Below are 21,100 nucleotides of genomic sequence, written 5' to 3' on the forward strand. Positions count from 1 at the left end.
GATATGAGCCACTTTCGCACGCTGGCCCTGTGGCTGGCGCTGTGCGGGTGCGCGGGCGCCGCCGCGGTGCCCGCCACCGGCACGCCCGCCGCTTCCGGACAACCCGTCGCCGCACCCGCCGGTCCCTTACCGAATCAGCCCCTGCCGCCGCCGTCATCGGTCGCCTATGACCAGGCGGAGGCCACGGTGGCGCCGCTGTCGGCCGATGAAATCCGCCGCCTGCGCGCCCTGCAGACCGAGCAGGACCGGGCGATGGCCACGCCGGGCATTACGGCGGTGCCGCGCATCAGCGCGCAGACCGTGAGCCTGCAGCCGGGCGCCAGCCTGCCGCTGGTGCGCACGGCGGTGAACTGGCCGGCTACGGTAAGCTTTATCGACAGCACCGGCGCGCCCTGGAAAATCACCGGCTCTCCCCTGAGCGGTTCGCCGGATATCACGGTGGACTGGACGTCTGGCGCTTCCTTTATGCGAATCAAGGCAAACAAAGACTTTGTGAACACGCTCATTACCGTTGGCCTTGAAGGGCTGCCGGTGCCGCTGCAGATAAGCGTCATGAGCGGCGAGGCCGACACCGCGAAGAAGACGTGGACGGTGGACGCGCGCCTTGACCTGCGCATACCCCGCCGCGGACCGGGTGCGGCGCCCGATGCGCCGGGCCCGTCGCGCATCGGGCTGCATGACGACGTGCTGCAGGCGTTTCTGGACGGCGTGCCGCCGACAGGAGCTAAGCGCCTGAAAACCACTGGCAGCGTGCCGGACACGGCGGTGTGGCAGCAGGGCGACGACCTCTACATTCGCTCGCGCGCAGACATCCGCGATGAGTTTGACACCACGCTCTCTTCGGCCGACGGCACGCATCTCTGGAAGCTGCCGCTGACGCCGCGCGTGGCCTTTTCCGTTGACGGGCGCACCGAAGCCCTCAGCATTGCCCTGGAGTAATCATGAGCGATCAACAGAACACCGGCGGACGTAACATCCGCCTGATGATGGGGCTGATTGCCGGCGGCGTGGTGGCGGTGGTCGGGGGCGGCTACGCGCTGTGGAGCTGGGTGGCGGCCCCTCCGCCTGTGGCCTCCCGCGTAGACCTCACCCGCGTCACGGGCACGACACAGACCCGCGCGCAGGAGCAGCCGGCCTATCGCGAACTGCTGCGGGAAAACAACGCCCGCGGGGCGCAGAACGCGGCGGCTTCAAACCAGAGCTTTATCGCCAGCATTCCGCTGCAGCAGGACGTGGCGGCGCCGGCCGCACCGCCAAAGGCGGCCCCGGAGGCGGTGGCACAGACGCTTCCCCGTCAGCAGAGTAACGTACGCACACCGGAGCAGGAAAAGGCTCTGGCGGAGGCGCGGCAAAAGTCGCTTGCCGCGCTGCTGGCGAAGCTGCAGGCGGAGCCCAAAACCGGTGAGCTGCCTCCGGCGCAGCTGCTGGGCGGCAAGGACGGCGGCTGGACGGAGTGGCGGGATTCGCTGCCCGGCAGCAACGTGCAGCTTGCCGCGGCCCGCAGCCATCAGGACGCGGCAAACACGCCGCCGCCCTCTGTCGTGGTGGCACCTTACTGGCGCGGTCCGGGGAAAATCTGCACCGGCGTGGACTCTGATAATGGTGCCACGCCGGTGCTGGGATGTATTGAAACGGGCCCGTATGCGGGTGCGAAACTCAAGGCCCCTGAAGGCGCGAAGCTGTCCGGTGACGGCGTCATCATCCACTTCACCAGCATGACGCTGAACGGGCAGGCTTACAAAGTGGACGCCTACGCGCTCGACGACAAGACGCTTGTGGCCAATATTGCGACCGACGTTGACCATCACTACGTCCGCCGCATCGTGCTGCCCTCGATCTTCGGCGGCGTCGGTGAAGCGGGGCAGCTTTACGCGCAGTCCAACACGCAGCTGCTGAGCAACGGCTTTAACACCGTCACCGCCCGTCCCGGTCTGCCGGACCCGACGGTGGTCGGCGGCGTGATTGCCGGCGGCATGGCCCAGCGTGCGGGGCAGGTGCTGGCCAGTGACGCCTCCCGCCTGCCGGATCGCACCGTCACCGTGAAAAACAACGAGGTGGTGGCCATTCAGTTTATGAGCGGGGTGTACAGCACCGACGCCGTCTCCGCACAGGGGGGGGCAGCGTCTGCCACGACCACAACATCACCTGCCGCGCTGAGCAGCAACCCGACCCCGACCGCCGCCGACCTGCGCGCGGAAACACAGACGCGCATCCGCGCGGCCGAACAGAGAGGAACTCCACGTGAATGAATTCGATCCGCAGCCGGCGGTCAGCGCGCCCGATAATGCGCAGGTTCCCGCGCCGCCGGTACATAAGAAAGAGAGCCTGCTGACGCGCAAGCTCTTTCTCGGGCAGTCATTGCCGTGGCTGGTCGGCGGGGCGATTGTCATCCTCGCCGCCGGCTGGTTCCTGCTGGTGCCGTCCTCATCGGCGCCGGACGCCGGGCAGCTTGCCTTCGGGCAGGAACCCGGTTTCAGCAACGCGCAGCCGGCCCCCGCGACCGCGGCTGCTGCCCCACCGGTTGAGACCGCGCCGGCGCCGCCACAGACCGGCGGGCTCAGCGTACCGGTCAGCGCGCTGAACGACACCGGGACCGCCGGTAGCGTGCCGGATGACGTGGTGAAGCTCATCCGTGAGGGGCGCGAGTTTGAGGCAGCCAACCGCGAAGCCATCACCCGCCTGTCAGACACGGTGCGCGCGCAGACGAAAGCGCTGGCCACGCTGCAGCAGCAGTTCGACGGTCTGGCAAAAGAAAACGCGAGGCTGGGCAACCTGGTGACAGTGCTGGCCGTCAGGCCGGATGCTCAGTCAGGCCACGCCTCGTCAGGCCGCAAAAGCACGCGTTCCGCACTGTCCGGAATGCGGCTGGAAAGCCTGCAGAACGGCATGGCGTGGGTCAGCTGGCAGGGCAGAACGTGGGCTGTGCAGCCCGGCGACAGCATCGGCAGCGTGACGGTGCGGGAGGTGAATGCGGCCGATCGCAGCGTGACGACCAGCGCCGGCGTGCTGCGCTAGGGAGGCGTCATGGGAGGATCGCTCGACGGCATCACCATGCTGTCAAATCTGGCCTCGGGGCTGCAGAGCGCGGGCATTAACCTTGCCCTGACGCTTGGCATCCTCTTTGGTGTGGTGGGCTCCAGCGGCTTTCTTGCCCGACAGTCCTGGCTTGCCCGCAAGGCGCCAGGACAGGCGGCGAGCGGCGGTGCGGTCATTGCCTGGGTGCTGCTGTGTTGCGGCCTGGTGGGGCTTGACCAGCTTATCGGCGCGGGCGCGCGCCAGGTGGGCTGGCAGGTGTCGTTTGACGCCATCAGCTACGTCGACCAGGGCACGTTCGGGCAGGGAGCGGTGGCGGCCAACGCCCTGCTGACCCTGCTGCGCATGATCGGCGTTTGGTTCGCGCTCTCCGGCGTTCTGCTGTGGCGGCGGTCAAAAAAAGATGGTCATACCGGCCTGACGGCCGGGAACGACGTGAACACCGGTACCGCGAAATTTATCATTGGCGTGATGTTTGTCTGTAACCCCTACCTGCTTGACGCCATTCAGAAAACGCTTGGCCTGCACTGACGCAGGCCGCAGAAATTCCGTCCTCACGGACGATTTAACCGGCCATCCGGCCACACTCATTCTTAAGGAAAAAACCATGATGACTCGCCTTTACTGCGCGGTGTACGCGCTCGCCCTGACTGTGTCTGAAACCCTGCGTCGCCTGACGCTGCGCGCCCTGACTGCCTGGCTCGCCTTAATATCACCGATGGCCATGGCCGACGGGGATATTGCGGACATGTTTAACAGCGTGTCACAGGGGGCCACGTCGGGCACCAAAAGTGCTATCAACATTGCGGTGTTTGCCGGCGTGGTTGGTGTTATCGGCAGCCTGTTTGCACTGAAAAGCATGAAGAACAATCCGCAGGTCAGGCCGTGGATGGTGCTGGTTGCGTTTCTGGTCAGCATCCTGCTGATTGTCGTGCCGGAACTTATCCGCCGCGGCCAGACGCAGGTTGGAATGACGCCGGTCAGCGTGGGTTAACTCCAGTACACCGCCCCGGACAGGGGCGGCCATTTCCTTTTGCTTCACAACCCATCCGGAGTGACCTGATGAAAACCTTACTGAGCACTGTTACTGCTTTCACCTTATCTGCCGGATTGTGCATCGGCGCCCAGGCGAGCCAGCCGGTGAGCGATACTGACGTCAGTCAGAAACTCGACCAGTTGAACGCCACCGCACAGGTTATTGACGGCCGCCTGCAGCAGCTTTTCACTGCGCTGAACCAGAGCGCGCAGAGTGGCACCTGCTGGCTGGACGGCAAAGCCTACAGTCAGGGGGCAGAGGCCACCACAGCGGGCCACGCGGTGACCTGCGGCGTGCAGGCAAAAACGGGGTGGCCGCAGTGGAGCAAGTCCGGCGTCAATGTGAATTAACTACTCTTGCCGCCTTACGGGCGGCACTTCTGATGATGTCTGAACGTTTGCGGAGTTTCAGGATGAAAACCTTTATTCCGGCGGCGGTGGCTGCCTCTGTATTACTCGCCGCCATCAGCGAAAGTGCACCGGTATCTGCCGGCGTGCTGGACCCCTACATGGCAACGGAGATAAGTGATATCAACGATATCGTCAAGGAAACCAACAGCCGGGTAGAGAAGATTCTGACCCATATCGAGCAGCAGGATAAGGAAGCATATAAGGGTGCCTGCTGGCTGGATGGCAAAGCATTCAGTCAGGGTGCCGTGACCACGGTGGCGCGCCATACAGCAACCTGCAGCGTACAGCCTGATACCGGCTGGCCACAGTGGAAGGAGAAGGGACCTGTCGTGAACTGAACAGGATGAGACCCGGGGGGCGCAGAATGCTGCGCCTGTCCGATCCGCTGTCCGGAACGTCCCGCCCGTTTACCCCGCAGAGGTCATGAGCAATGCACTACCACGGTAAATATTTACAGACCACTCCCGCGGAATTTCAGGCGGCGGTTGTCCGGGCACTGACAAAGGTGCCACCCGTTTCTGAGGAGGAAGTCCCCATTCATCAATTCATTGCGCGCTGGCCAGAATATACCGGCGGCTGGTTACTGATGCATTGCGGGCTGTTCAGAGGCCATTCGACTGAGAGCGAATATTCCACCGCATCACTGTTCATCGACATGGACATATATTATTCCTGGATGTCCGTTGTCGTAAAAGGCCTGAAAAACGCTCCTCACCCTGGATTTAATGACTGGTTTATCCGGCGTCAGCAGTTCATCAGCTTCCAATTCCTGGAAGAAGGCGTTGACGCATCCATGCTGAGGTCTGATACATGAAAATGAACAGATTGTCGCCCGACGAGATGATTTCAGTTGTTATCAGACATCTTTCCGGCACAACGCTCCTCACTGAATCACAGGCCGGGGTACAGCTCAGGCGCTTTCTCAGGGGAGATGACGGGACGCTGACAGGCAGGCTCCTGCACCTGCTTTCCATGGTGTCACAGAGTGCGAAAATGGCGGCGCTCGGTCGCGGCGGAGGGTGGCATCCCAGAATTGAATTTTCCGGCTGTACGCGGAAAAAACATCTGCACATTTTTGTGGTTAACGCCTGGGTACTGGCTGTCCCCGCGAACCTTGAAGAGAAAAACAGTGTCGGTAAGCGCTTAAGGCTGTCGTTACTTCCCGGGCGGTCATAAAGCCGTCCAGCTCATCATTTCCACTTCTCAATCTTAATCAGGCCCTGCCTGTAAGGACACGCTATGTCTGTTTATCAGCCTCCTGCAGTGGCGGACGGTCTGTTGCCGCTTATGCCGGACGTCAGCGGCGAAGACGCAGCCCCGAGGCCCGTTCCCGTTGAAGCCGGGCCGCCCTGCCGCTGCTGCGGCACGCGCGCGCAGCGCTTGTGGCAGGGGCCGGTCGCACAGCCGCTGTGCACGCTGTGCTGGCTGACCTTCAATCTCGACAGTCCCACTGCCGCGCACGGACACCTTGCCTGGCTGCCGGATGCGCCGGCGTCCGACATCATCAACCTCCAGCGCCGTGCGCTTATCGGGCTGCGCAGCGACAGCAAAGGCATCCGCAAGAAATCACGCAGGGTATGGAACTGGCTGGCCCGCCACGCGCGCGAGGTCGAGGGCATGTGGGGCACGTCCCGTGCCAGTGAGTTTGCGGCGGCGTTCCGTCAGCTGCCCCCCGCTAAGCGCGCGGGGCTGCAGCAGCGGCTGGAAGGCTGCGTGCTTATTCTTCCACACGACGTTTTTAAAGATGTGACCCTGCTGCTGCCGATGGGCCGCACCGCCGGTAACGCGGTGCATACCCCGGCCTGGAATACCTATACCCGGAGCGACCTGTATGCCAAACCGCCTCATCCGCTGGATTGAAGAGATCATCACCGCCGTAACGCGCTTTGCCGTGTCGCGGGACCTGCCCGATTACTGCGATCTGGAAACCGTTGTACGCCTCTCCGATGACGATCGTATCCGTCATCCGGAGCTGGAGGGACCCTACATCATGGTCACCCACAACGGTGACTTTCTGACGGTCTATGAGGTGGCAGGCAGCTACCGCGAGCCGGATGAAACCCTGCCGGCTTCACACGATGACTCGTGGCAGGGCAGGCTGGATCGCATGACCGAGTCGCTGAACTCGCACTACCGTCATGCTGGTCACAAAATCAGCACCGTTTACGAATGCGATCCGGACGGCGGGAAGGCCGAAATCATACGGCTGCTCACCCCTCAGTATCATTCGCTGAAGCGCACCGGTCTGAAGCTGGACTACATGCTGGACGAGCAGGTGACGAAGCTGTCACCCTGGGTAAACCGTGAGCGAACCTGGCTTGTGTGCTACACCGGCCGCGGCGTCCTCGCCGGACACGAACTGCGTGATGAGAATGCGCGGGTCGGCGAGCTGGTCAAGGGCAGCCCCACGGCGGTGTTCGGTCAGAATCCGCTGCTGACCGAGCTGCCCGGCCTCAAAATCCGTCATGATGCCTTCCTTTCGCAGGTGGAGCGCGCGCTCAGCGACAGCGGCAAGGGCGTGCTGATGCGCCGCATTGACGTCCATGAGGCGGGGCGGGTGCTGCGGGCGCAGGTCGACCCGGGCACCGGCGAGCACTGGCAGCCGCTGCTGCCGACCGATCGCGTTATTCCTCACGGCGTACGTCAGGGCGAGGACATGACACCCTTCCTGGCGCCCTGGCTGAAGTTTCAGGTCATGGGGACGAACGTCGAAGAGATACGCAATAACCTGCTGAAAATCTGCGGCGTCTGGCACGGCACCGTGGCCGTAAACCTCGGCCCGCAGAACCCGCAGAGCTTTGCGAAACTGCGCGCGCTTATCCCCCGCAGCGTGCCGTTTCGCATCAGAAAGGACCTGATGCCGGGGGGAATGCGCCGGCTCAGCGGCAAACATGGCGTGTTGAGCTTTTCCGAGTGGGTGCCCGGTCTCAGACCCATTTTTCAGTCGATTACGAAACTGGCGGCGCGTGACATGCACGAGCCGGTGTGCGTGATGACCATCACTGCCGCCACCTGGGGAGATTCGCCGGAGACGGTAACGCGTAATCTGACGCTGCTGCAGCAGGCGCTGACCTCCTGGGGGGTTTGCGGCGTCACGCAGACCTTCGGCGATCCGGTTCGTGCATGGGTCGCTACGCTGACGGCGTCCTCGGCTGCGAGCGGCCCCTGTCTGATGTATCCGCCACTCTCGGAAGCGCTGAACCTGATGCCACTTTCGCGACCCACGACGGCGTGGAGTGAGGAAGGTAACGCCCTGTTTGTATCACCCGACGGCAAGCTGATGCCGGTGGCGCTTGCGGCATCCAACCAGACCAAGAAAACCTCCATCGTTGCCGGCGAATCCGGCGGCGGTAAATCGGTGTTTATCAACCGCCAGCCCATTATTCTGGCCATGTCTGCACAGCGGCAACTGCCATTCTTTGCGGGGATTGAGAAAGGCTTCAGTGCGACGGGCATGACCTCAATATTGCGGGCGGCGCTTCCGCCGGAGCGTAAGGATGAGGTGCTGAGCATCATCCTGCGCAACGACGTTAATTACTGCCGCAACCTGTTCGATATTCAACTGGGGCTGAGGGAGCCGTTGAGCTACGAGTCCGAGTTTATGGAAAACGCGATGAAGGCGCTTTGCATCGACCCGGACACCGGCGTGCCGCCTAACGGCCGCGACACCCCGAGCATTCTGCGCCGACTGGTCAGTGATTCATTTAAGGCCTGTCGCGAAGATCCGCGCCGCTATGAGCCCGGGCTGCTCCCGCAGGTTGATGCGGCACTGGAAGAGGCCGCTGTCTGGGAGGCCCATCCGGAATATCGTGACAACGCCACCTGGTATGAGGTGCGAGACCTGCTGCAGGACGCGGGGGACACGGATGCGGCACAGCGGGCACAGTTTATGGCGGTGCCGGAGCTGGCAGATATGGCACCCCGTTTGCTCAGTGAAGATTACAAAAGCATGTACGGCAAGATACAGCGCGACGGCAGTCTTGAACCGCTGATTGAATACATCGCCCGTTGCCTGCGCGACGCCTGTGGCCAGTACCGCATGTTTGCCGGGCGCACGCGCTTCATGATAAGCCCTAAGGCACGCGTCATTACGGTCGATATCCAGTACGTTGCCGGCGATAAGTCAAAGGAGGGCTACCTGCAGACCGGCATGATGTATCTGTTCGCCGGTCATATCGCGGGTGGCGACTTCGTGCTGCCGCAGTACCAGGACGAGCTCTTTCCCCGGCTGGATGAACGCTGGCACAGCCTGCACCGTGCCCGCGTGCAGCAGCTTGACGAGGAGGTCAAAACCAAACAGTACGACGAACTGCACAACGCCAAGGGCGTCCCCTTTATCTTCCCGATGCTGGAAACCGCCGATCGTGAGCAGCGTAAGTTCGGCGTGCGCACCGTGCTGGCCTCACAGTATTTCCGCGACATGCCCGAGGCGCTGCGCCAGTCGGCCAACTCCGTCTATATGGTCGGTGTGGATCCGGAGGACCGCGCGCTGCTTAAAGAGCGCTTTAAGGTGCCGGACGTCACGCTGGACAACTTTGAGCGCATGGGCAGCGGACCATCGGCGGACGGCAGCGGCGTGCCGTTCCTCGGTATTTTCCGTATCAGAGGGGGAAGCACGATTGCTCACATCATGAAAAACACGGTGGGCCCGAAGGAGCTGTGGGGCCACAGCACCACGCCGGTGGACATGTCGCTGCGTCGCACGCTGGAAAAAGACGTCGGCGATGAGACGACCCGCCACATCCTCGGTCGATTCTTCCCGAACGGCTCTGCCGAAAAAGTCATTGAGCACCGTCGCCGCACCGCCGGCGAGGAGCGCGGTGACAGCGTCATCCGTCAGCTTGCTACCGAACTTATCGATAAACAGGGCTACGAGCTCTGACCTTTCAGGAGTGCTGATATGCAACCATCCACACACTGGCGCCCCGCGGGGCGCCGGCTGCTTGCCGCCTGCGTGCTGGCGGCGCTTTCCCCGGGAGCCCTGGCCTATCCCGTCGAAGTGATGACCAGCGTGCCGGTCACCACGGTCATTCAGCCGGCGCTCGGCACGATGCAGGCCACGCTCGGCGAAATCCTCTCCGCCGAAACCGAAACAGGCACGGCCGTGGTGCAGAACGCCGACAAGGTCACCACGGCCGTCACGGAGGCCGCGCGCACCCAGCGCGAGGCGGAGAACTTCAATCGTCAGGCGGACCGGCTGGAGAAGGCCCGCGCGGCGTATACGGTGCCGGACAGCATCTGCAGCGAGTCCGCCTCCGGTACCGCTGCGCAGGTGAGTCAGGCAACCCGGGCGGCGGCCTCGAAGCTTGCTGGCGGCAGCGGGGTGTCGAACGCAGTGGTGCGCGAGACGCTGGCGAGCCTGCCGACCACGCCCCGGCAGGGCGGCTACCGCAGCGCGCTCATTCACGCGGCCTACTGCACGGCGGACGAGGCGAAGCTTTACGGCGGCACAGGCCTGTGCCCGTCGGTCTCTCAGCTTCCGGGCGGTGACACCGAGGCCCGCTCGCTGTACGACGGGGCGGGCCCCGCAGGCAAAGACCCGGAACTCACCTTCACCCAGGCGCAGACGGACGCGGCCATGGCCTACGTGAACAACTCGGCAAAGCTCGACGCCGGGCGCACGCCGGGCAAGGGCGAAATCCAGACCGCCACCGGGCAGGAGTATCAGGGCCTGCTCACGCAGTACAAGGCCATGCAGAGCGCGGCGATGCAGCCGCAGCTGGACATGGTGGCGGCAAGCCAGCCGCAGGACGCCACGCAGGCCGCGCTCACCGAGGCGCGGCAGGCACCGTCGGCGGAAAGCTACTTTCAGCAGACCGCCTCGGCGCAGGCAAAGCAGACCGGCACCATGAGCGAGCGCGAGTTTGAGGCGTTTGAGGTGGGCCGCCGCTACGCCAACACCGCGTGGGTTACCGACCTGCAGGGCATGGACGGCGACAACCTGCTGCGCGAGATGGCGCGCCAGCAGAGTCTGGCCAACTGGCTGGCGCTCGGCATCAAAAACGAGCTGCGTCAGGCCAACATCATCAGCGGCCAGCAGCTGGCGCTGGCGGCAAAAAATGAGTACGCCCCGCAGCTGCAGGCGCTGTCCTCGCAGATGAGCGCCGGCGTGAGCGCACAGTAACCTTCCCGGAGTATCCCATGACAACAAGCGGTACCTTTGCGCCGGACGTCGGCGCGCTTTCATCCCTGCTGGACGCGGGCAGCGGCCCGGTGCTGGTGCTGGACCCCTGCGGCGCGCTGTGGGAGGCCTTCTGGCAGGCGCCGCGCTGGAAAAACCTGTGGCAGGCGTGGCGCCTGGCGCCCGGGCAGACGCAGGAGGGCGACGTCTGGGACGTGCTGGCAGCGATGCGCAGCGTGCGGGCTTCAGACGGCAGCGAGTGCCTGTCCGCCGCGCTGTTTCCGCCGGACCGCTACAGCGACCTGACGCGCCGGCTTATGACCTGCGTCATGGCGTTCGCAGACGACACGGGGCATTTTACCGGCCGCACCGCCGGGCTCGGGGCGCTGGCCGGCCAGCTCTGGGCCGGTGACCTCTGGAGCAGCATCGCCCGCTGGAGCCGTCAGTATCCTTACCACCCTGCGCTGCAGACGGCGCGCGCGCTGCTCACGCTTGAGGGCGCCAGCGATTCGGTGCTGGCCATACGCAACCGGATGGAAATCTTTCATCATCCGCACGTGGCGGAGACCTTTACGGGCGCAACGGGCTTCAGGATCAGCACGCTCCGCCAGCGGCCGGGGCAGGTCATCTTCCTGACGCCCGACATCCGCTGCATGGAAAGCGAGGACCTGACCTCCGTGTACTGCTTCCTCGCGGGCGCCCTGCAGGCGATGGCGGCGCTGCATTCCGTGACGTTTTCGCTCGTTGAACCCGTCCTGACCGCAGAAGGAGAACCGCTGTGAAAGACAATGATTCAGCCGTCCGCGAGGACAGCGCTAAGCCCGCCCGCATCACCGCGAAGCGCGTGGGGTGGATAGCCCTGAACGTGGTGCTGCCGGCGTGGGAGGTCTCCAGCGTGGCGCGACACGCCGGGCGCAACGTCTCCCGCCTGTGGCAGCGACTCCGTGAGGTCACGGCAGGCCGTGGCGGCGGCGACTACCGCCCGGCGGACTGGGCGCAGGCGGTGGGGGACAGCGGTATGGTGCCCGCGCGGCTTGCACGTAACTTCCGCGTCAGCCGCTGGATCTGGTGGGGGCTGATGTGGCTTACCGGCCTGCCCGCCGCCGGCTTTCTGCTGATGCTGATGGCGGCTGGCGGCAGCGTGAGCGGCACCGGCTGGCTGCGCATCGGCTGCGTGGTAATGGTCCTGCTGCTGCTCGCTGCGACCGGTTTTGTGCAGGCGCTGAAGGCCAGCTATCGCCTGTGGCAGCTCACGCAAAAGCGGGTGTCGGCGTCAGAGAACGGGAGTTTTCAGGCTTACCTGCAGGAGACTCGCTGGTGCCGTCAGGTACTGAGCGGCGGCCTGCTCTGAGGGAACAGACATGCGAAACAGGAAACGCGAACAGCGACTTATCCGGGTCATCACCCTGCTGGACGGGGCAGAGCTGGGGCACGATCGCGAACATATTATGGACCTGCTGCACAGCGCCCGGCGGGCAAGTCGTGAGGGGGATGCCACCATGGTCAGCCCGCTCTGTTTTAAGGCTGTGAAAGCGTTAAGCTCGGTCAGCGGCCGTCTGCAGGCCGCCGGTGCTGCGGCGGAAACGTTTGAGCCCGTTGCCTCTGCCATTGACCTGCTGCTGCCGGACTTCGTGACGGGGGAACGGAGCTTTTACGCACGGTTTATTGCTGAACGGACTGTCGCGAGCCTTGCAGGGATGAGCATCCTCTTAATCGTGGCCGGCCTGCTTTACGGGGTGTGGCGCCTGCTGAGCACATAGTGAATTCCGGAGGACAGGAACAATGTACATACGACTCGATGTCTTTGCCGGCCTGCTGAGAGTCAGGCCCGGCGAGCTGCTTCACGCGGTGCGCACCAGCGGAACGCTTGACGGTATGCCGTTGCCCGCCCGACATCAGGTGCGGGGTGCGGCCGTTATGTTCGATCAGGCTGAGGCTACCGAATTCGTCGAACGCTGGCACGCCCGTGCGCCTGAGGCGGCACCCGCGGTTCCCGGTAAAAATTTAGTACCGCTTGATGTCTTTGCGCGTAAGGCGGACATTCCGCCTCTGGTGCTCTGGCAGGCGGTGAGTAGCGGTAAGCGCATAAGTGGAATCAGGCTTCCTGTGGCCCTGAGGGCGGCCGGGCAGCTGCTTTTTGAGCCGGAAGCCGTGGAAAGATTTGTTACCGAATACCATAATCTTCACGCAAAAAAGTGAATTAAATTGAGTCTATTCAGTCTGTTGTATGCATCTTTTTTGCGTCACTATTCCGCTTCGCTTTGATATCCCACCAGTGAGAACACGATGACACGAACCGAATGGCTGCTGAAGTTCCGGCGATACCAGAATCTGGAGACGCTGGAGAAGGTTTACGAGCACCTGAGCTATACCGGCGAGGCAGATGAAGAATTTGCAATGACATCGGCCTATGACCACCGTAAGGCCGAGCTCGCCGCCGGCAAGCTGTTTGACCGCGTACCCAAACACGTCTGGCAGTACGTGAAGTAATTCCTCTTCATGAGCCGTCCCACAGGGCGGCACTCCATCAGCCGGTAAAGTACCGGTCCATGCAGGAACCCTTACCATGTTGAAACAAACACTGAGCTTTATCGCCCGGGTGGGCGGCGTAGTGCTTCTCATGTGTCTCTGCAGAGCGCAGGCACAACCCCTGGTCGACGCCGCTTTCTCCGGAGGCTTACCCCCGGAAGGCTGGATTATTCTTGTCTACCTGGTATTAATCGGCGGCGCCTGTGCGATGGCGCTTCCGCTGACTGCGGTTTTCGTCATTTTTTCTTTGATGTGCAGTGCGGCAGACCTCTTTAAGCACCATCTGGCACTCGTCCTGCGAGATGCTGCTGCCCTGCGCTCCGGTCGCTGAACCCGCCCTCCTGACCCGGCCGCAAAGAGGCGGCGCCTACTTACTCTTTCCTATCCGGTCAGCTCCTGACCCGCAGGTAACTCATGAAGCTACTGACAAAAATTCAGGCGGCGGCTCTGCTGTGCGCCGCGTCCTGCCCGGCGTTTGCCGACAGCGTGGACTACCAGACCATCAGCGACGCCGCCAGTAAGACCGGAGACCTTTCCCGTCAGGCGCTGGTGATGATATTCGGCGATGTGGTGATTTCCCCGTTCCAGCCCGGGCAGGCCACGCTCATCGGTTCGCTGTTCGCGCTGCTGAACGGCGTGCTGTGTACGGTGGCACTGGCATGGTTCCTTATTGTGACGCTGAAAACGCTGTTTAAGGGCGGTCAGGACGGCAAGGTGTTCAGCGCCGGCCGTTCGATGCTGCATCCCGTCATGAGCTTCGCCGGCTTTATCACGCTTATCCCCACTGCGTCAGGCTGGTCGCTGTCGCAGCTGGTGATGCTGTGGGCGGCCTCCACCATGGGTATCGGCAGCGCCAACCTGCTGACCGACAAGGCCGCCGACATGATAAGCAGCGGTATGTCGCTGGTCGTGCAGCCCACGGCACCCTCCACGCGATCGGCGGCGCGTGCCGTGTTTGAAATGAACCTGTGCAAGTACGCCACCAATCGCGAGCTGTCCTCGCTCTACCAGGACGGGCAGGCGCGCACGGCGCTGATGGAAACGAAGGGCGGCAACGGTGACTACACCACCGGCAACGGCAGCGCACTGTGCGGCAGCGCCCGCATACCAGAGCCGTCGTCGGGCGTGCTCGACAGCCTGTTCGGGGACGCGGTGAACACGGCGAACGTGACTACTGCGGAGCGAGGCGCGCTTGATACGATGCAGGCCACGCTCGATGCCGCCGCGCAGGCCTACGTCGACGCGTACCTGAGCAAGCGTGACCAGGACACCGGTACGCTGAGCGACCCGGAGACGTCGATTCAGAACGCGGCGGCCGCGTATGAAACCACGGTCAACAACGCGCTGAACCAGCTGAACTATCAGGACTCGCTGCAGAGCCAGCTGACGTCTCAGCTCAAAACCTACGGCTGGATTTCGCTGGGTGCCTGGTACAACACGTTTGCGACGGCCAACAGCAAGACGAACGAGGTGGCCAACGCGGCACCGGTGACGTCAGGCGCAAGCCTGCACGGGGAAACGGGCACCGGCGACCTGTATCACCAGGTGTTCACGGCCTACCGGTCGCAGGTGCAGAACAGCACCTATACCGCGCCGCTGGGGTCGCAGACGGCTAAGGATGACGGTGCTGCGCTTAATGCCACAGACCCAAATGCTGTTTTTGTAAGTTTCTTTAGCAGCCCTGTACAAGTAATGACCAACTGGATAGCAACTCAAAATCTAAGCTCGTCAGCTAATTTCAACAACCAAGTAAATCCTCTGATCCAAATGCAGACCATTGGGGATTACACACTGGGTACTACTGAAACGGCTATGGCCGCTTATACACTCACCTTAGCCGCTGCATCAACGGCAGATAATTCAGTGTTAGGTAAAGTTGGGAGCCTGCTGTTTGTTAATCCTGGAGCTGTGGTTAAAGATGTTCTAACGGAGCTTTCACCACCGTTTTACTTCCTGATGCTTCTGCTCTTTGCGGTTGGTTTTTCTCTGGCAGTTTTTCTGCCAGCAGTACCGTTCCTGTACTGGATGGTTGGAGTATTTAACTGGATAGTCAGCGTCATGGTGGGATGTGCAGCTGGCCCAATGTGGTCTGCAACTCACCTCGGTGCCGAGGAAGACAAGGGCAGCCGCAGCGCATACGGTTATATATTCCTGATTGACATGATGCTACGTCCGTCCCTAATGGTGCTGGGATTCTTTTTTGCGTCCGTCGCCGTAATGGCGGGCGGTACGCTGCTGAATCTATTGTTTGGTCCCGCGCTAGCTAATGCTAATGCAGATTCGATTATGGGGTTAGTAAAGTTGGTAGGGTGGCTAATGATGTATGCACGCATTGCAACGTTTGGTGTTACGCGCGTATTCGGACTGCAGGCCACGCTGGCAGATTATGTTATTACATTCCTCGGTGGTGCAGGTATGGCCGGTATCATGGGTGGAATGGTCGATGACGTCAAAGGGATGTTCGGCGCGTTTGGCGGCGGCACCCGAAGAACGCCGGGTTTGCAGAAAGTCACTAACTCTGAAGGGCCGAATAAAGAAGACGGCGTGAAGTAATTATACCTGGCTTTATTTACAGCACTGCGTATAATTTAATCAGAGGAATTGCGGCAGGAGGGTGCCATGCATAAAATACAACGCACTGATTCTAAATATGATAAATCATGGGTCATGATAAAGTTTGTTTATTATTATCTGGCGCTACCAGCATTATTTTGCTTCGGATTGATTTCTTTATTTATCCTTAAAGGTGAAGCTCAAGGACGAGACCTTGGGCGCCTCGGAGGCGATTTTCATTTGTTTTCTTTGCTGATATGGACGGCAATCATACTGCCTCTGGCGTTTCGCTTTTATGCTAAAAAAGTACAACGGCAGAAGCTTCAGAAAATTGTCGCTCTTCTGACCAGCAATGAACGTTTCAGCCCGCAGAAGCAGCACCAAGTGCTTGATGCGGGTCGCGGTAAGTATTTGGGAATCGATACGAAACACGGCACCATGCTCTACATTCACATGGTCAAGAAGGGATTTGTGGACGTAATCGGCCTCACCATGGATGACTGGACGGGCAGCGAAGTGGAAGGCAGTACGTTGCGTATCAAGACAAAGAATCCTGACGTGCCGGAGCTGAGCATTAACGCGCATCCGACGGTGACCAGCCTGCTGCTGAACACGCTCGGAGCAATGAGCCACAACAGTTATTCCGAGCCATTCCCGAAGGAACCGTGGCCGATGCACGTTGGCATCCAGAGCCGCTTTGTGGAATTTGAGCACAACGTGGTGGTACCGCAGGCCGCCAACTTAGCCTGACGCTGACATCCTGACGCTTTTCCTCTGACACCGGCCACGCGCCGGTGTTTTCTTATCTGCAGTCTGACGGGCTTCCCGTCTCCGCTTCCGGAAACTTCACATGCACTCCCATCATCCGAACGCCGCCGGCAGTAATGAGCCGGCCATGGCGATGATCGCCCTTGGCCTCACGGCGCTGCTGTGCTGGCTCTTTTTTTCCGACTTCGTGCGCTGGAGCTGCTGGCTGCTTTACTGGCTGTGGCGCATGGCGGACTTCCCGCACATCCACCGCTACGCCGCCGAGCGCATCAACCTGCTGGCCGCGACGGGCAACGGCGCAGAGTCTGTCACCCTCAGCGAATGGCAGAACGTGCTCAACGCCACCGCCGGCATTCTGTTTGTCCCGATGGTGCCGCTGATAGCCGTGACTGGCTGGGCGCTGGCGCGTCACCCCGCGCTGGGCTTCCGCAGCCGTCGTGCGATCGACATTCACTCGCTGCCCCGCGTGATGGCTACGTTCGCTCCCTCCGTAATTCCTGTGCTTGCCGGTCATCGCGGTGACGGGCTGATGAACGACACCACGCCGGAAAATGCCTGGGCGCTGAAGCCCGAGGAGTTTGCGGAGCAGCATGGCCTGATTAAGCGGCGGGTGCTGGACCGCGACGCCGCCCGCGCGGTGTTTGACGCGCAGACCGGCCCGGCCATGACGTCACCGGACCAGTGGCTGCCGCACGAACGCGCGCTCTTTGCCGTGTTCGGCCTGCAGGTATTTGCGGATGATCGCGCTGCCGCGACCACCCTGCTGGACGATTTAAACCGGTCCTGCATGACCCGCAGTTTGTTCCGGACACCGGTGTTCCACAGCGTGCCCGACTGGAAGATACCGGAGGCGCAGGTGGCAAGGGTGCTTGCCTGTCCGGGCGTGAGCGAGTGGCTGAAGAGGCACGGCACGGTACGCTCCGCGCTGGCGGGGCTGTATGGACGCGATCTCAGGTTGCCGCCGGCGCGCTTCCGCTGGCTCAAAGGGTGCGACCGGACGTTATGGTACGGCCTGCACAGCGCTGACACCGCAAAGGTATTCGTGGAGGGCGCAGGTATCGTCGCGCAGGCGCGCGCGGAGCAGATGGCCGTCAGGCTGGGGCTGCCGCGCCCGCCGCTGATGACCGACGAGGCGATAACCGGCCTCCAGTTTGAGCTCGAAACGCTGGGGCTCGTATACCCGCGCGACGCGCGGACGGCACGCTCAAAACGGGAGCGCGAAGTGCCGTTCCCGGACGCACTGTATCTGCCCGACGCGGGCGAAGATGAATTTACAGACAGCGCCGGCGTGCGCTGATAAGGAACTGATGATGAGCATTACGCACAGAGAAGGCCCGTTTGTGGCCGAAATCACCGGAGACCTGTTGAGTGTCCGCCGCTGTCAGACTGAGGAACAGTGGGGCGCGGAATTCGTGACGCCGACGGGAAGCGGTATCAGCATGCTGTTCTTTTGTTCTCTCCGTCAGATGCCGTGGTTTGTGGTGCACAGTGACGGGCTTTACGCTCAGAACGCTCACGACGCACTGACGCCGCTTTACCGGGGTGAAGATGCCGGTCAGCTGCTCCACTGCATTACCACCCTGCTGACCACTGTAGAGAGTAAGCGTATCGATCGCGGGCAATTCAGAAAGCTCGGTTTTACGGCCACACTGGCCTGTCTGGCAGGAATTTTGCTTGTTGGCAGTTCAATAGCATTCCACCTGTTTACCACGCCAGACCCCCGTCTGCTCACTACAGTGGATACCCGTACAGTATTTCGCCCCCCGGAGCCAGCCAGCGCTATGCCCGTTGAACCCGGCGTCAGGACCGTGATGCCGTCACAGGAAAATGATGTGAGCGCTGTTCTTCCGCTCCGGCCACAGCCGCGTCCCCAGCCACAGATGCCGGCCGCTGAGATTCCAGCCGACGGCTGGGACCTGCCCCTGAGCGTGCGCGCTGAGCTGCCGGCAAAACTCCACAGCGCGGCGTCACGCGGGCTGTTTACGGTGCCGCTGTCATCCGGCCACGCGCGCACCATTTACGTCTTCGCCGACCCGGCGTGCCCGAACTGTCAGCGTATGGAGCGCCACTTTGAAACCGCCGCCGGTGCCGTCAACGTGGTGATATTCCCGGTCACCATCGAGGGGCGCGAGGCGTCACTAAACGCGCTGACGCCGGTGATGGCGCTGCCGGAAGCTGAACGATCCGCCGCATGGAAACAGCTGTTTGCGGCCGACGCCGGTATCGGCGTGCCGGGCACCGCACAGGCCGCACCGGCGGTCGCGGACGAGCGGCAGGCCGAAATCGCACGCGGGGCGATTGGCGTCAACGAGGTGGCTTTCAGGGCTTACCGCCTGCCGGGCACGCCCTGGACCATCAGTAACGACGGCCGCTACGTGCCGCAGAGCGTGCTGAGCTCGCCGGCGGCGCTGATGGCATTTCTGAACGAAGGGGACCGTGATGGAAAATAACTCCACGCTGGATAGCGCGCGCGTAAACCGGCACGTCGGCCGCTCCTGGCTGACGGATATGCTCAGCGAGGGCGGGACGCTGGTCTGGGGCATGCTGACCGGTATGGTTGCCGGTATTGTCTGGCCCGCTACGCTGCTGCTGAGCCTGCCGGTGCTGCTGTTCTGGTCGGTGGTCGTGGCGCCGGCCGGCCGCTGGAAGATGCCGATGCGCATGCCGATGGACATGAACCGCGACGACCCGTCCACCGAGCGGCAGGTACCGGCGAAGGTGCTGGGCTTTCTGCCGGTGGCCAGCGTCCGTATCCATACCGGTCGCGCGGCCGGCATCCTGTACGCAGGGTACCTGCGCGGCAAAGATGCGGGGCGTGAGCTGTGGCTCTCTATGGACGACCTGACCCGGCACGTGCTGATGTTCGGCACCACCGGCGCCGGTAAAACGGAGACGCTGCTGGGCTGGGTGTTCAACGCGATGTGCTGGGGCAAGGGCATGATCCTCTCTGACCACAAGGCACAGAACGACGTGGCGCTTTCCACGATGTCCATGGCGCGCCGCTTCGGCCGCGAGGACGACCTGCGGGTGATGAACTTTATCACCGGCGGGAGCTCCCGCGCACAGCAACTGCTGGACAACGTCAAAGGCAGGCCTGAGACCAACACCACCTCCGTGTTCGGGCTGGCGCAGGAAACCTACATAGTGAACCTGATGGACTCCATGCTGCCCAAAACCGGCAGCAGCGGCGGCGAATGGCAGGAAAAGGCCAAGGCGATGAACCAGGCGCTGATTTTTGCGCTGGTCTACAAATGCCGCCGCGAGGGCACGACGCTGTCCCAGCGGACCATTCAGCAGCACCTGCCGCTGCGCAAAATCGCCGGGCTTTACATCCAGGCGGTGGAGGAGCAGTGGCATGAGGAAATCCGCCACGTGCTGCAGAACTACCTCGACACGCTCTCCGGGTTCGATATCGATAAGGTGGCCACGCCGTCGGAGTGGGACCCGGAGGCGAACCGCCAGCACGGCTACCTGATGCAGCAGTTCACCCGCATGCTGAGCCTGTTTAACGACACCTACGGTCACGTATTCGCGCGCGACGCCGGCGACATCGATCTGCGCGACGTGGTGCACAATGACCGCATCCTGATCGTGCTGGTGCCGGCGCTGGAGCTGTCCTCCAGTGAGAGCTCAACGCTCGGCCGCCTTTATCAGTCGCAGCTGGCCATGATCCTGAGCCAGGATCTCGGCGAGAAGATTGAAGGGCGTCCGCAGGAAAACATGAAGGTGCGCCGGTATAAGGACCGCTTCCCGTTTCTGTGGATCATTGACGAGGTCGGCGCAGGCTACAGCGAGAAACTCGGCGAGCTGGCCACGCAGATCCGCTCGCTGGGTTACTGCCTGTTGCTGGCCGGTCAGGAGGTTCAGCGCCTGAAGACGGCTGCGGGCGATGCGGTGTGGACGCTGATCGCCAACATGGGCACGCGAATCACCGGCATTATCCGCGATCCCAAGGATACGCTGGAAATCCTTCAACTGATGGCGGGCACCGAGTACCGCGCGCACATGGGCAGCATGGTGCAGCAGGCCGGCATTCTCGGCAGCGGCTGGAACGATGACACCCGTCTGCAGGTGAGCGAGAAGAAAAAGGTCGACGTCGATGAGATTCAGGCACTGCAGGAGGGCGAAAACATCACGCTGTTCCGGGGGCAGGTCATCCGCGGCAGTTCGCTCTATATCAAAGATGCCGACAAATTTGCGCAGGATGCAGTGCGGATAAACCGGTTTGTTGAAGTCAGTCCACCGTCAGAGCAGCAGCTGCTGGCCACCATGCCGTACCGCGAGCGCCGCAGCTATGTGCGCGCCGATCGTGTACAGCACATCCTGCGTGTTCTCGATGCTGAGCCCGGTCTGCAGGATACCCGCCGGCTGGTGCTGACCGACCCGGCGCTGGCCACCGTCTGTGAGTTTGATCTGGAGTGTGAGTTCAGCTGGAAACGATCGCCGGCAGCAGCCGTACGGTCGGCAGTTCTCTGGAACATGGTGCTGGCCAGCCTGCCGGTCCGCGGGCGTGGATATAAAGTGCGCCTGCGCGAGCCGCGTCTGCTGGGTGCGGGCCGCGATGCCATCGAACAGGCGGCGCAGAACTACGTGGCGCTGGCTCCTGTTAAAGCGGCGTCACAGGAAGCCTGACAACTGAGAGGTCACAGA

At 62.3% G+C, this 21,100-nt stretch carries 23 protein-coding genes; all 23 read left to right on the plus strand.

What is annotated here, in order from left to right:
* The first annotated feature begins 3 nt into the window (after positions 1–3).
* The 23 genes from PSSD_RS06560 to trbC all read left to right on the plus strand — a co-directional run bounded on the left by PSSD_RS06560 (position 4) and on the right by trbC (position 21,082).
* On the plus strand, positions 4–939 hold the full coding sequence (locus PSSD_RS06560) for a DotH/IcmK family type IV secretion protein (protein ID WP_082672288.1): 936 nt from the start codon (positions 4–6) through the stop codon (positions 937–939).
* 2 nt (positions 940–941) lie between these two features.
* A complete protein-coding gene (gene traO, locus PSSD_RS06565) occupies positions 942–2,249 on the plus strand; it encodes a conjugal transfer protein TraO (RefSeq protein ID WP_058970036.1) in 1,308 nt (435 codons plus the stop codon).
* Positions 2,242–3,015: a conjugal transfer protein TraP gene (gene traP / locus PSSD_RS06570; protein ID WP_058970037.1), complete on the plus strand. Its 774-nt coding sequence runs from the start codon at positions 2,242–2,244 to the stop codon at positions 3,013–3,015. Before traO ends, traP begins: the two co-directional genes overlap by 8 nt.
* A 9-nt stretch (positions 3,016–3,024) precedes the next feature.
* Positions 3,025–3,564, plus strand: a complete 540-nt coding sequence (traQ, locus tag PSSD_RS06575) for a conjugal transfer protein TraQ (protein WP_058970038.1) — start codon at positions 3,025–3,027, stop codon at positions 3,562–3,564.
* Positions 3,565–3,640: 76 nt separating this feature from the next.
* Entirely contained in the window at positions 3,641–4,027 is a 387-nt protein-coding gene (locus tag PSSD_RS06580) for a DUF6750 family protein (RefSeq protein WP_058970039.1), read from the plus strand.
* Positions 4,028–4,095: 68 nt separating this feature from the next.
* On the plus strand, positions 4,096–4,419 hold the full coding sequence (locus PSSD_RS06585; RefSeq protein WP_058970040.1) for a hypothetical protein: 324 nt from the start codon (positions 4,096–4,098) through the stop codon (positions 4,417–4,419).
* Positions 4,420–4,481: 62 nt separating this feature from the next.
* Positions 4,482–4,817 carry a hypothetical protein gene (locus tag PSSD_RS06590; RefSeq protein WP_058970042.1) on the plus strand — a complete coding sequence of 112 codons (336 nt, stop codon included), beginning with the start codon at positions 4,482–4,484 and terminating at the stop codon, positions 4,815–4,817.
* 92 nt (positions 4,818–4,909) lie between these two features.
* The gene (locus tag PSSD_RS06595; protein ID WP_058970044.1) at positions 4,910–5,293 is read left to right on the plus strand and encodes a hypothetical protein; all 384 of its coding nucleotides are present in this window, start codon (positions 4,910–4,912) and stop codon (positions 5,291–5,293) included.
* A complete protein-coding gene (locus tag PSSD_RS06600; protein WP_058970047.1) occupies positions 5,290–5,655 on the plus strand; it encodes a hypothetical protein in 366 nt (121 codons plus the stop codon). Before PSSD_RS06595 ends, PSSD_RS06600 begins: the two co-directional genes overlap by 4 nt.
* Before the next feature lie 63 nt (positions 5,656–5,718).
* Entirely contained in the window at positions 5,719–6,339 is a 621-nt protein-coding gene (locus tag PSSD_RS06605; protein ID WP_072214953.1) for a conjugal transfer protein, read from the plus strand.
* Complete coding sequence (locus PSSD_RS06610) at positions 6,311–9,361, plus strand: putative type IV secretion/conjugal transfer ATPase (protein ID WP_058970053.1); 3,051 nt, start codon at positions 6,311–6,313, stop codon at positions 9,359–9,361. Before PSSD_RS06605 ends, PSSD_RS06610 begins: the two co-directional genes overlap by 29 nt.
* Before the next feature lie 18 nt (positions 9,362–9,379).
* Positions 9,380–10,603, plus strand: a complete 1,224-nt coding sequence (traW, locus tag PSSD_RS06615) for a conjugal transfer protein TraW (protein ID WP_058970054.1) — start codon at positions 9,380–9,382, stop codon at positions 10,601–10,603.
* Positions 10,604–10,620: 17 nt separating this feature from the next.
* Positions 10,621–11,382: a hypothetical protein gene (locus PSSD_RS06620; protein WP_058970060.1), complete on the plus strand. Its 762-nt coding sequence runs from the start codon at positions 10,621–10,623 to the stop codon at positions 11,380–11,382.
* Positions 11,379–11,951, plus strand: coding sequence for a conjugal transfer protein TraX (gene traX, locus PSSD_RS06625; RefSeq protein ID WP_058970062.1), 573 nt, complete (start codon positions 11,379–11,381; stop codon positions 11,949–11,951). Before PSSD_RS06620 ends, traX begins: the two co-directional genes overlap by 4 nt.
* 10 nt (positions 11,952–11,961) lie before the next feature.
* Complete coding sequence (locus tag PSSD_RS06630) at positions 11,962–12,360, plus strand: hypothetical protein (RefSeq protein WP_058970063.1); 399 nt, start codon at positions 11,962–11,964, stop codon at positions 12,358–12,360.
* A 22-nt stretch (positions 12,361–12,382) separates the two neighbouring features.
* Complete coding sequence (locus PSSD_RS06635) at positions 12,383–12,799, plus strand: hypothetical protein (protein ID WP_058970064.1); 417 nt, start codon at positions 12,383–12,385, stop codon at positions 12,797–12,799.
* Positions 12,800–12,886: 87 nt separating this feature from the next.
* The gene (locus PSSD_RS06640; RefSeq protein ID WP_058970066.1) at positions 12,887–13,090 is read left to right on the plus strand and encodes an Hha/YmoA family nucleoid-associated regulatory protein; all 204 of its coding nucleotides are present in this window, start codon (positions 12,887–12,889) and stop codon (positions 13,088–13,090) included.
* A 76-nt stretch (positions 13,091–13,166) separates the two neighbouring features.
* Positions 13,167–13,460: a hypothetical protein gene (locus PSSD_RS06645; RefSeq protein WP_058970067.1), complete on the plus strand. Its 294-nt coding sequence runs from the start codon at positions 13,167–13,169 to the stop codon at positions 13,458–13,460.
* Between the two features lie 83 nt (positions 13,461–13,543).
* On the plus strand, positions 13,544–15,682 hold the full coding sequence (locus tag PSSD_RS06650; RefSeq protein WP_058970070.1) for a DotA/TraY family protein: 2,139 nt from the start codon (positions 13,544–13,546) through the stop codon (positions 15,680–15,682).
* A gap of 66 nt (positions 15,683–15,748) precedes the next feature.
* The gene (excA, locus tag PSSD_RS06655) at positions 15,749–16,432 is read left to right on the plus strand and encodes a plasmid IncI1-type surface exclusion protein ExcA (RefSeq protein WP_058970071.1); all 684 of its coding nucleotides are present in this window, start codon (positions 15,749–15,751) and stop codon (positions 16,430–16,432) included.
* Between the two features lie 145 nt (positions 16,433–16,577).
* Positions 16,578–17,747 carry a secretion/conjugation apparatus DotM-related subunit gene (locus tag PSSD_RS06660; protein ID WP_235589188.1) on the plus strand — a complete coding sequence of 390 codons (1,170 nt, stop codon included), beginning with the start codon at positions 16,578–16,580 and terminating at the stop codon, positions 17,745–17,747.
* A gap of 10 nt (positions 17,748–17,757) precedes the next feature.
* Positions 17,758–18,900 (plus strand): thioredoxin fold domain-containing protein, encoded by a 1,143-nt coding sequence (locus tag PSSD_RS06665; protein ID WP_235589189.1) that lies wholly within the window; start codon positions 17,758–17,760, stop codon positions 18,898–18,900.
* Positions 18,890–21,082 (plus strand): F-type conjugative transfer protein TrbC, encoded by a 2,193-nt coding sequence (gene trbC / locus PSSD_RS06670; RefSeq protein WP_058970077.1) that lies wholly within the window; start codon positions 18,890–18,892, stop codon positions 21,080–21,082. The genes PSSD_RS06665 and trbC overlap by 11 nt, the downstream gene beginning before the upstream one ends.
* Positions 21,083–21,100 lie beyond the last annotated feature (18 nt).

Origin of the sequence: Type-D symbiont of Plautia stali (genome assembly GCF_001485335.1) — a bacterium.
GTDB classification, from domain to species: Bacteria; Pseudomonadota; Gammaproteobacteria; order Enterobacterales; family Enterobacteriaceae; genus Pantoea; species Pantoea vagans_C.

What these genes read in the sequence shown, in the direction of transcription:
- PSSD_RS06560 (WP_082672288.1), top strand. Translation starts at nt 4, where the DNA reads ATGAGCCACTTTCGCACGCTGGCCCTGTGGCTGGCGCTGTGCGGGTGC.
- traO (WP_058970036.1), top strand. Translation starts at nt 942, where the DNA reads ATGAGCGATCAACAGAACACCGGCGGACGTAACATCCGCCTGATGATG.
- traQ (WP_058970038.1), top strand. Translation starts at nt 3,025, where the DNA reads ATGGGAGGATCGCTCGACGGCATCACCATGCTGTCAAATCTGGCCTCG.
- PSSD_RS06580 (WP_058970039.1), top strand. Translation starts at nt 3,641, where the DNA reads ATGATGACTCGCCTTTACTGCGCGGTGTACGCGCTCGCCCTGACTGTG.
- PSSD_RS06585 (WP_058970040.1), top strand. Translation starts at nt 4,096, where the DNA reads ATGAAAACCTTACTGAGCACTGTTACTGCTTTCACCTTATCTGCCGGA.
- PSSD_RS06590 (WP_058970042.1), top strand. Translation starts at nt 4,482, where the DNA reads ATGAAAACCTTTATTCCGGCGGCGGTGGCTGCCTCTGTATTACTCGCC.
- PSSD_RS06595 (WP_058970044.1), top strand. Translation starts at nt 4,910, where the DNA reads ATGCACTACCACGGTAAATATTTACAGACCACTCCCGCGGAATTTCAG.
- PSSD_RS06600 (WP_058970047.1), top strand. Translation starts at nt 5,290, where the DNA reads ATGAAAATGAACAGATTGTCGCCCGACGAGATGATTTCAGTTGTTATC.
- PSSD_RS06605 (WP_072214953.1), top strand. Translation starts at nt 5,719, where the DNA reads ATGTCTGTTTATCAGCCTCCTGCAGTGGCGGACGGTCTGTTGCCGCTT.
- PSSD_RS06610 (WP_058970053.1), top strand. Translation starts at nt 6,311, where the DNA reads ATGCCAAACCGCCTCATCCGCTGGATTGAAGAGATCATCACCGCCGTA.
- traW (WP_058970054.1), top strand. Translation starts at nt 9,380, where the DNA reads ATGCAACCATCCACACACTGGCGCCCCGCGGGGCGCCGGCTGCTTGCC.
- PSSD_RS06620 (WP_058970060.1), top strand. Translation starts at nt 10,621, where the DNA reads ATGACAACAAGCGGTACCTTTGCGCCGGACGTCGGCGCGCTTTCATCC.
- PSSD_RS06630 (WP_058970063.1), top strand. Translation starts at nt 11,962, where the DNA reads ATGCGAAACAGGAAACGCGAACAGCGACTTATCCGGGTCATCACCCTG.
- PSSD_RS06635 (WP_058970064.1), top strand. Translation starts at nt 12,383, where the DNA reads ATGTACATACGACTCGATGTCTTTGCCGGCCTGCTGAGAGTCAGGCCC.
- PSSD_RS06640 (WP_058970066.1), top strand. Translation starts at nt 12,887, where the DNA reads ATGACACGAACCGAATGGCTGCTGAAGTTCCGGCGATACCAGAATCTG.
- PSSD_RS06645 (WP_058970067.1), top strand. Translation starts at nt 13,167, where the DNA reads ATGTTGAAACAAACACTGAGCTTTATCGCCCGGGTGGGCGGCGTAGTG.
- PSSD_RS06650 (WP_058970070.1), top strand. Translation starts at nt 13,544, where the DNA reads ATGAAGCTACTGACAAAAATTCAGGCGGCGGCTCTGCTGTGCGCCGCG.
- excA (WP_058970071.1), top strand. Translation starts at nt 15,749, where the DNA reads ATGCATAAAATACAACGCACTGATTCTAAATATGATAAATCATGGGTC.
- PSSD_RS06660 (WP_235589188.1), top strand. Translation starts at nt 16,578, where the DNA reads ATGGCGATGATCGCCCTTGGCCTCACGGCGCTGCTGTGCTGGCTCTTT.
- PSSD_RS06665 (WP_235589189.1), top strand. Translation starts at nt 17,758, where the DNA reads ATGATGAGCATTACGCACAGAGAAGGCCCGTTTGTGGCCGAAATCACC.
- trbC (WP_058970077.1), top strand. Translation starts at nt 18,890, where the DNA reads ATGGAAAATAACTCCACGCTGGATAGCGCGCGCGTAAACCGGCACGTC.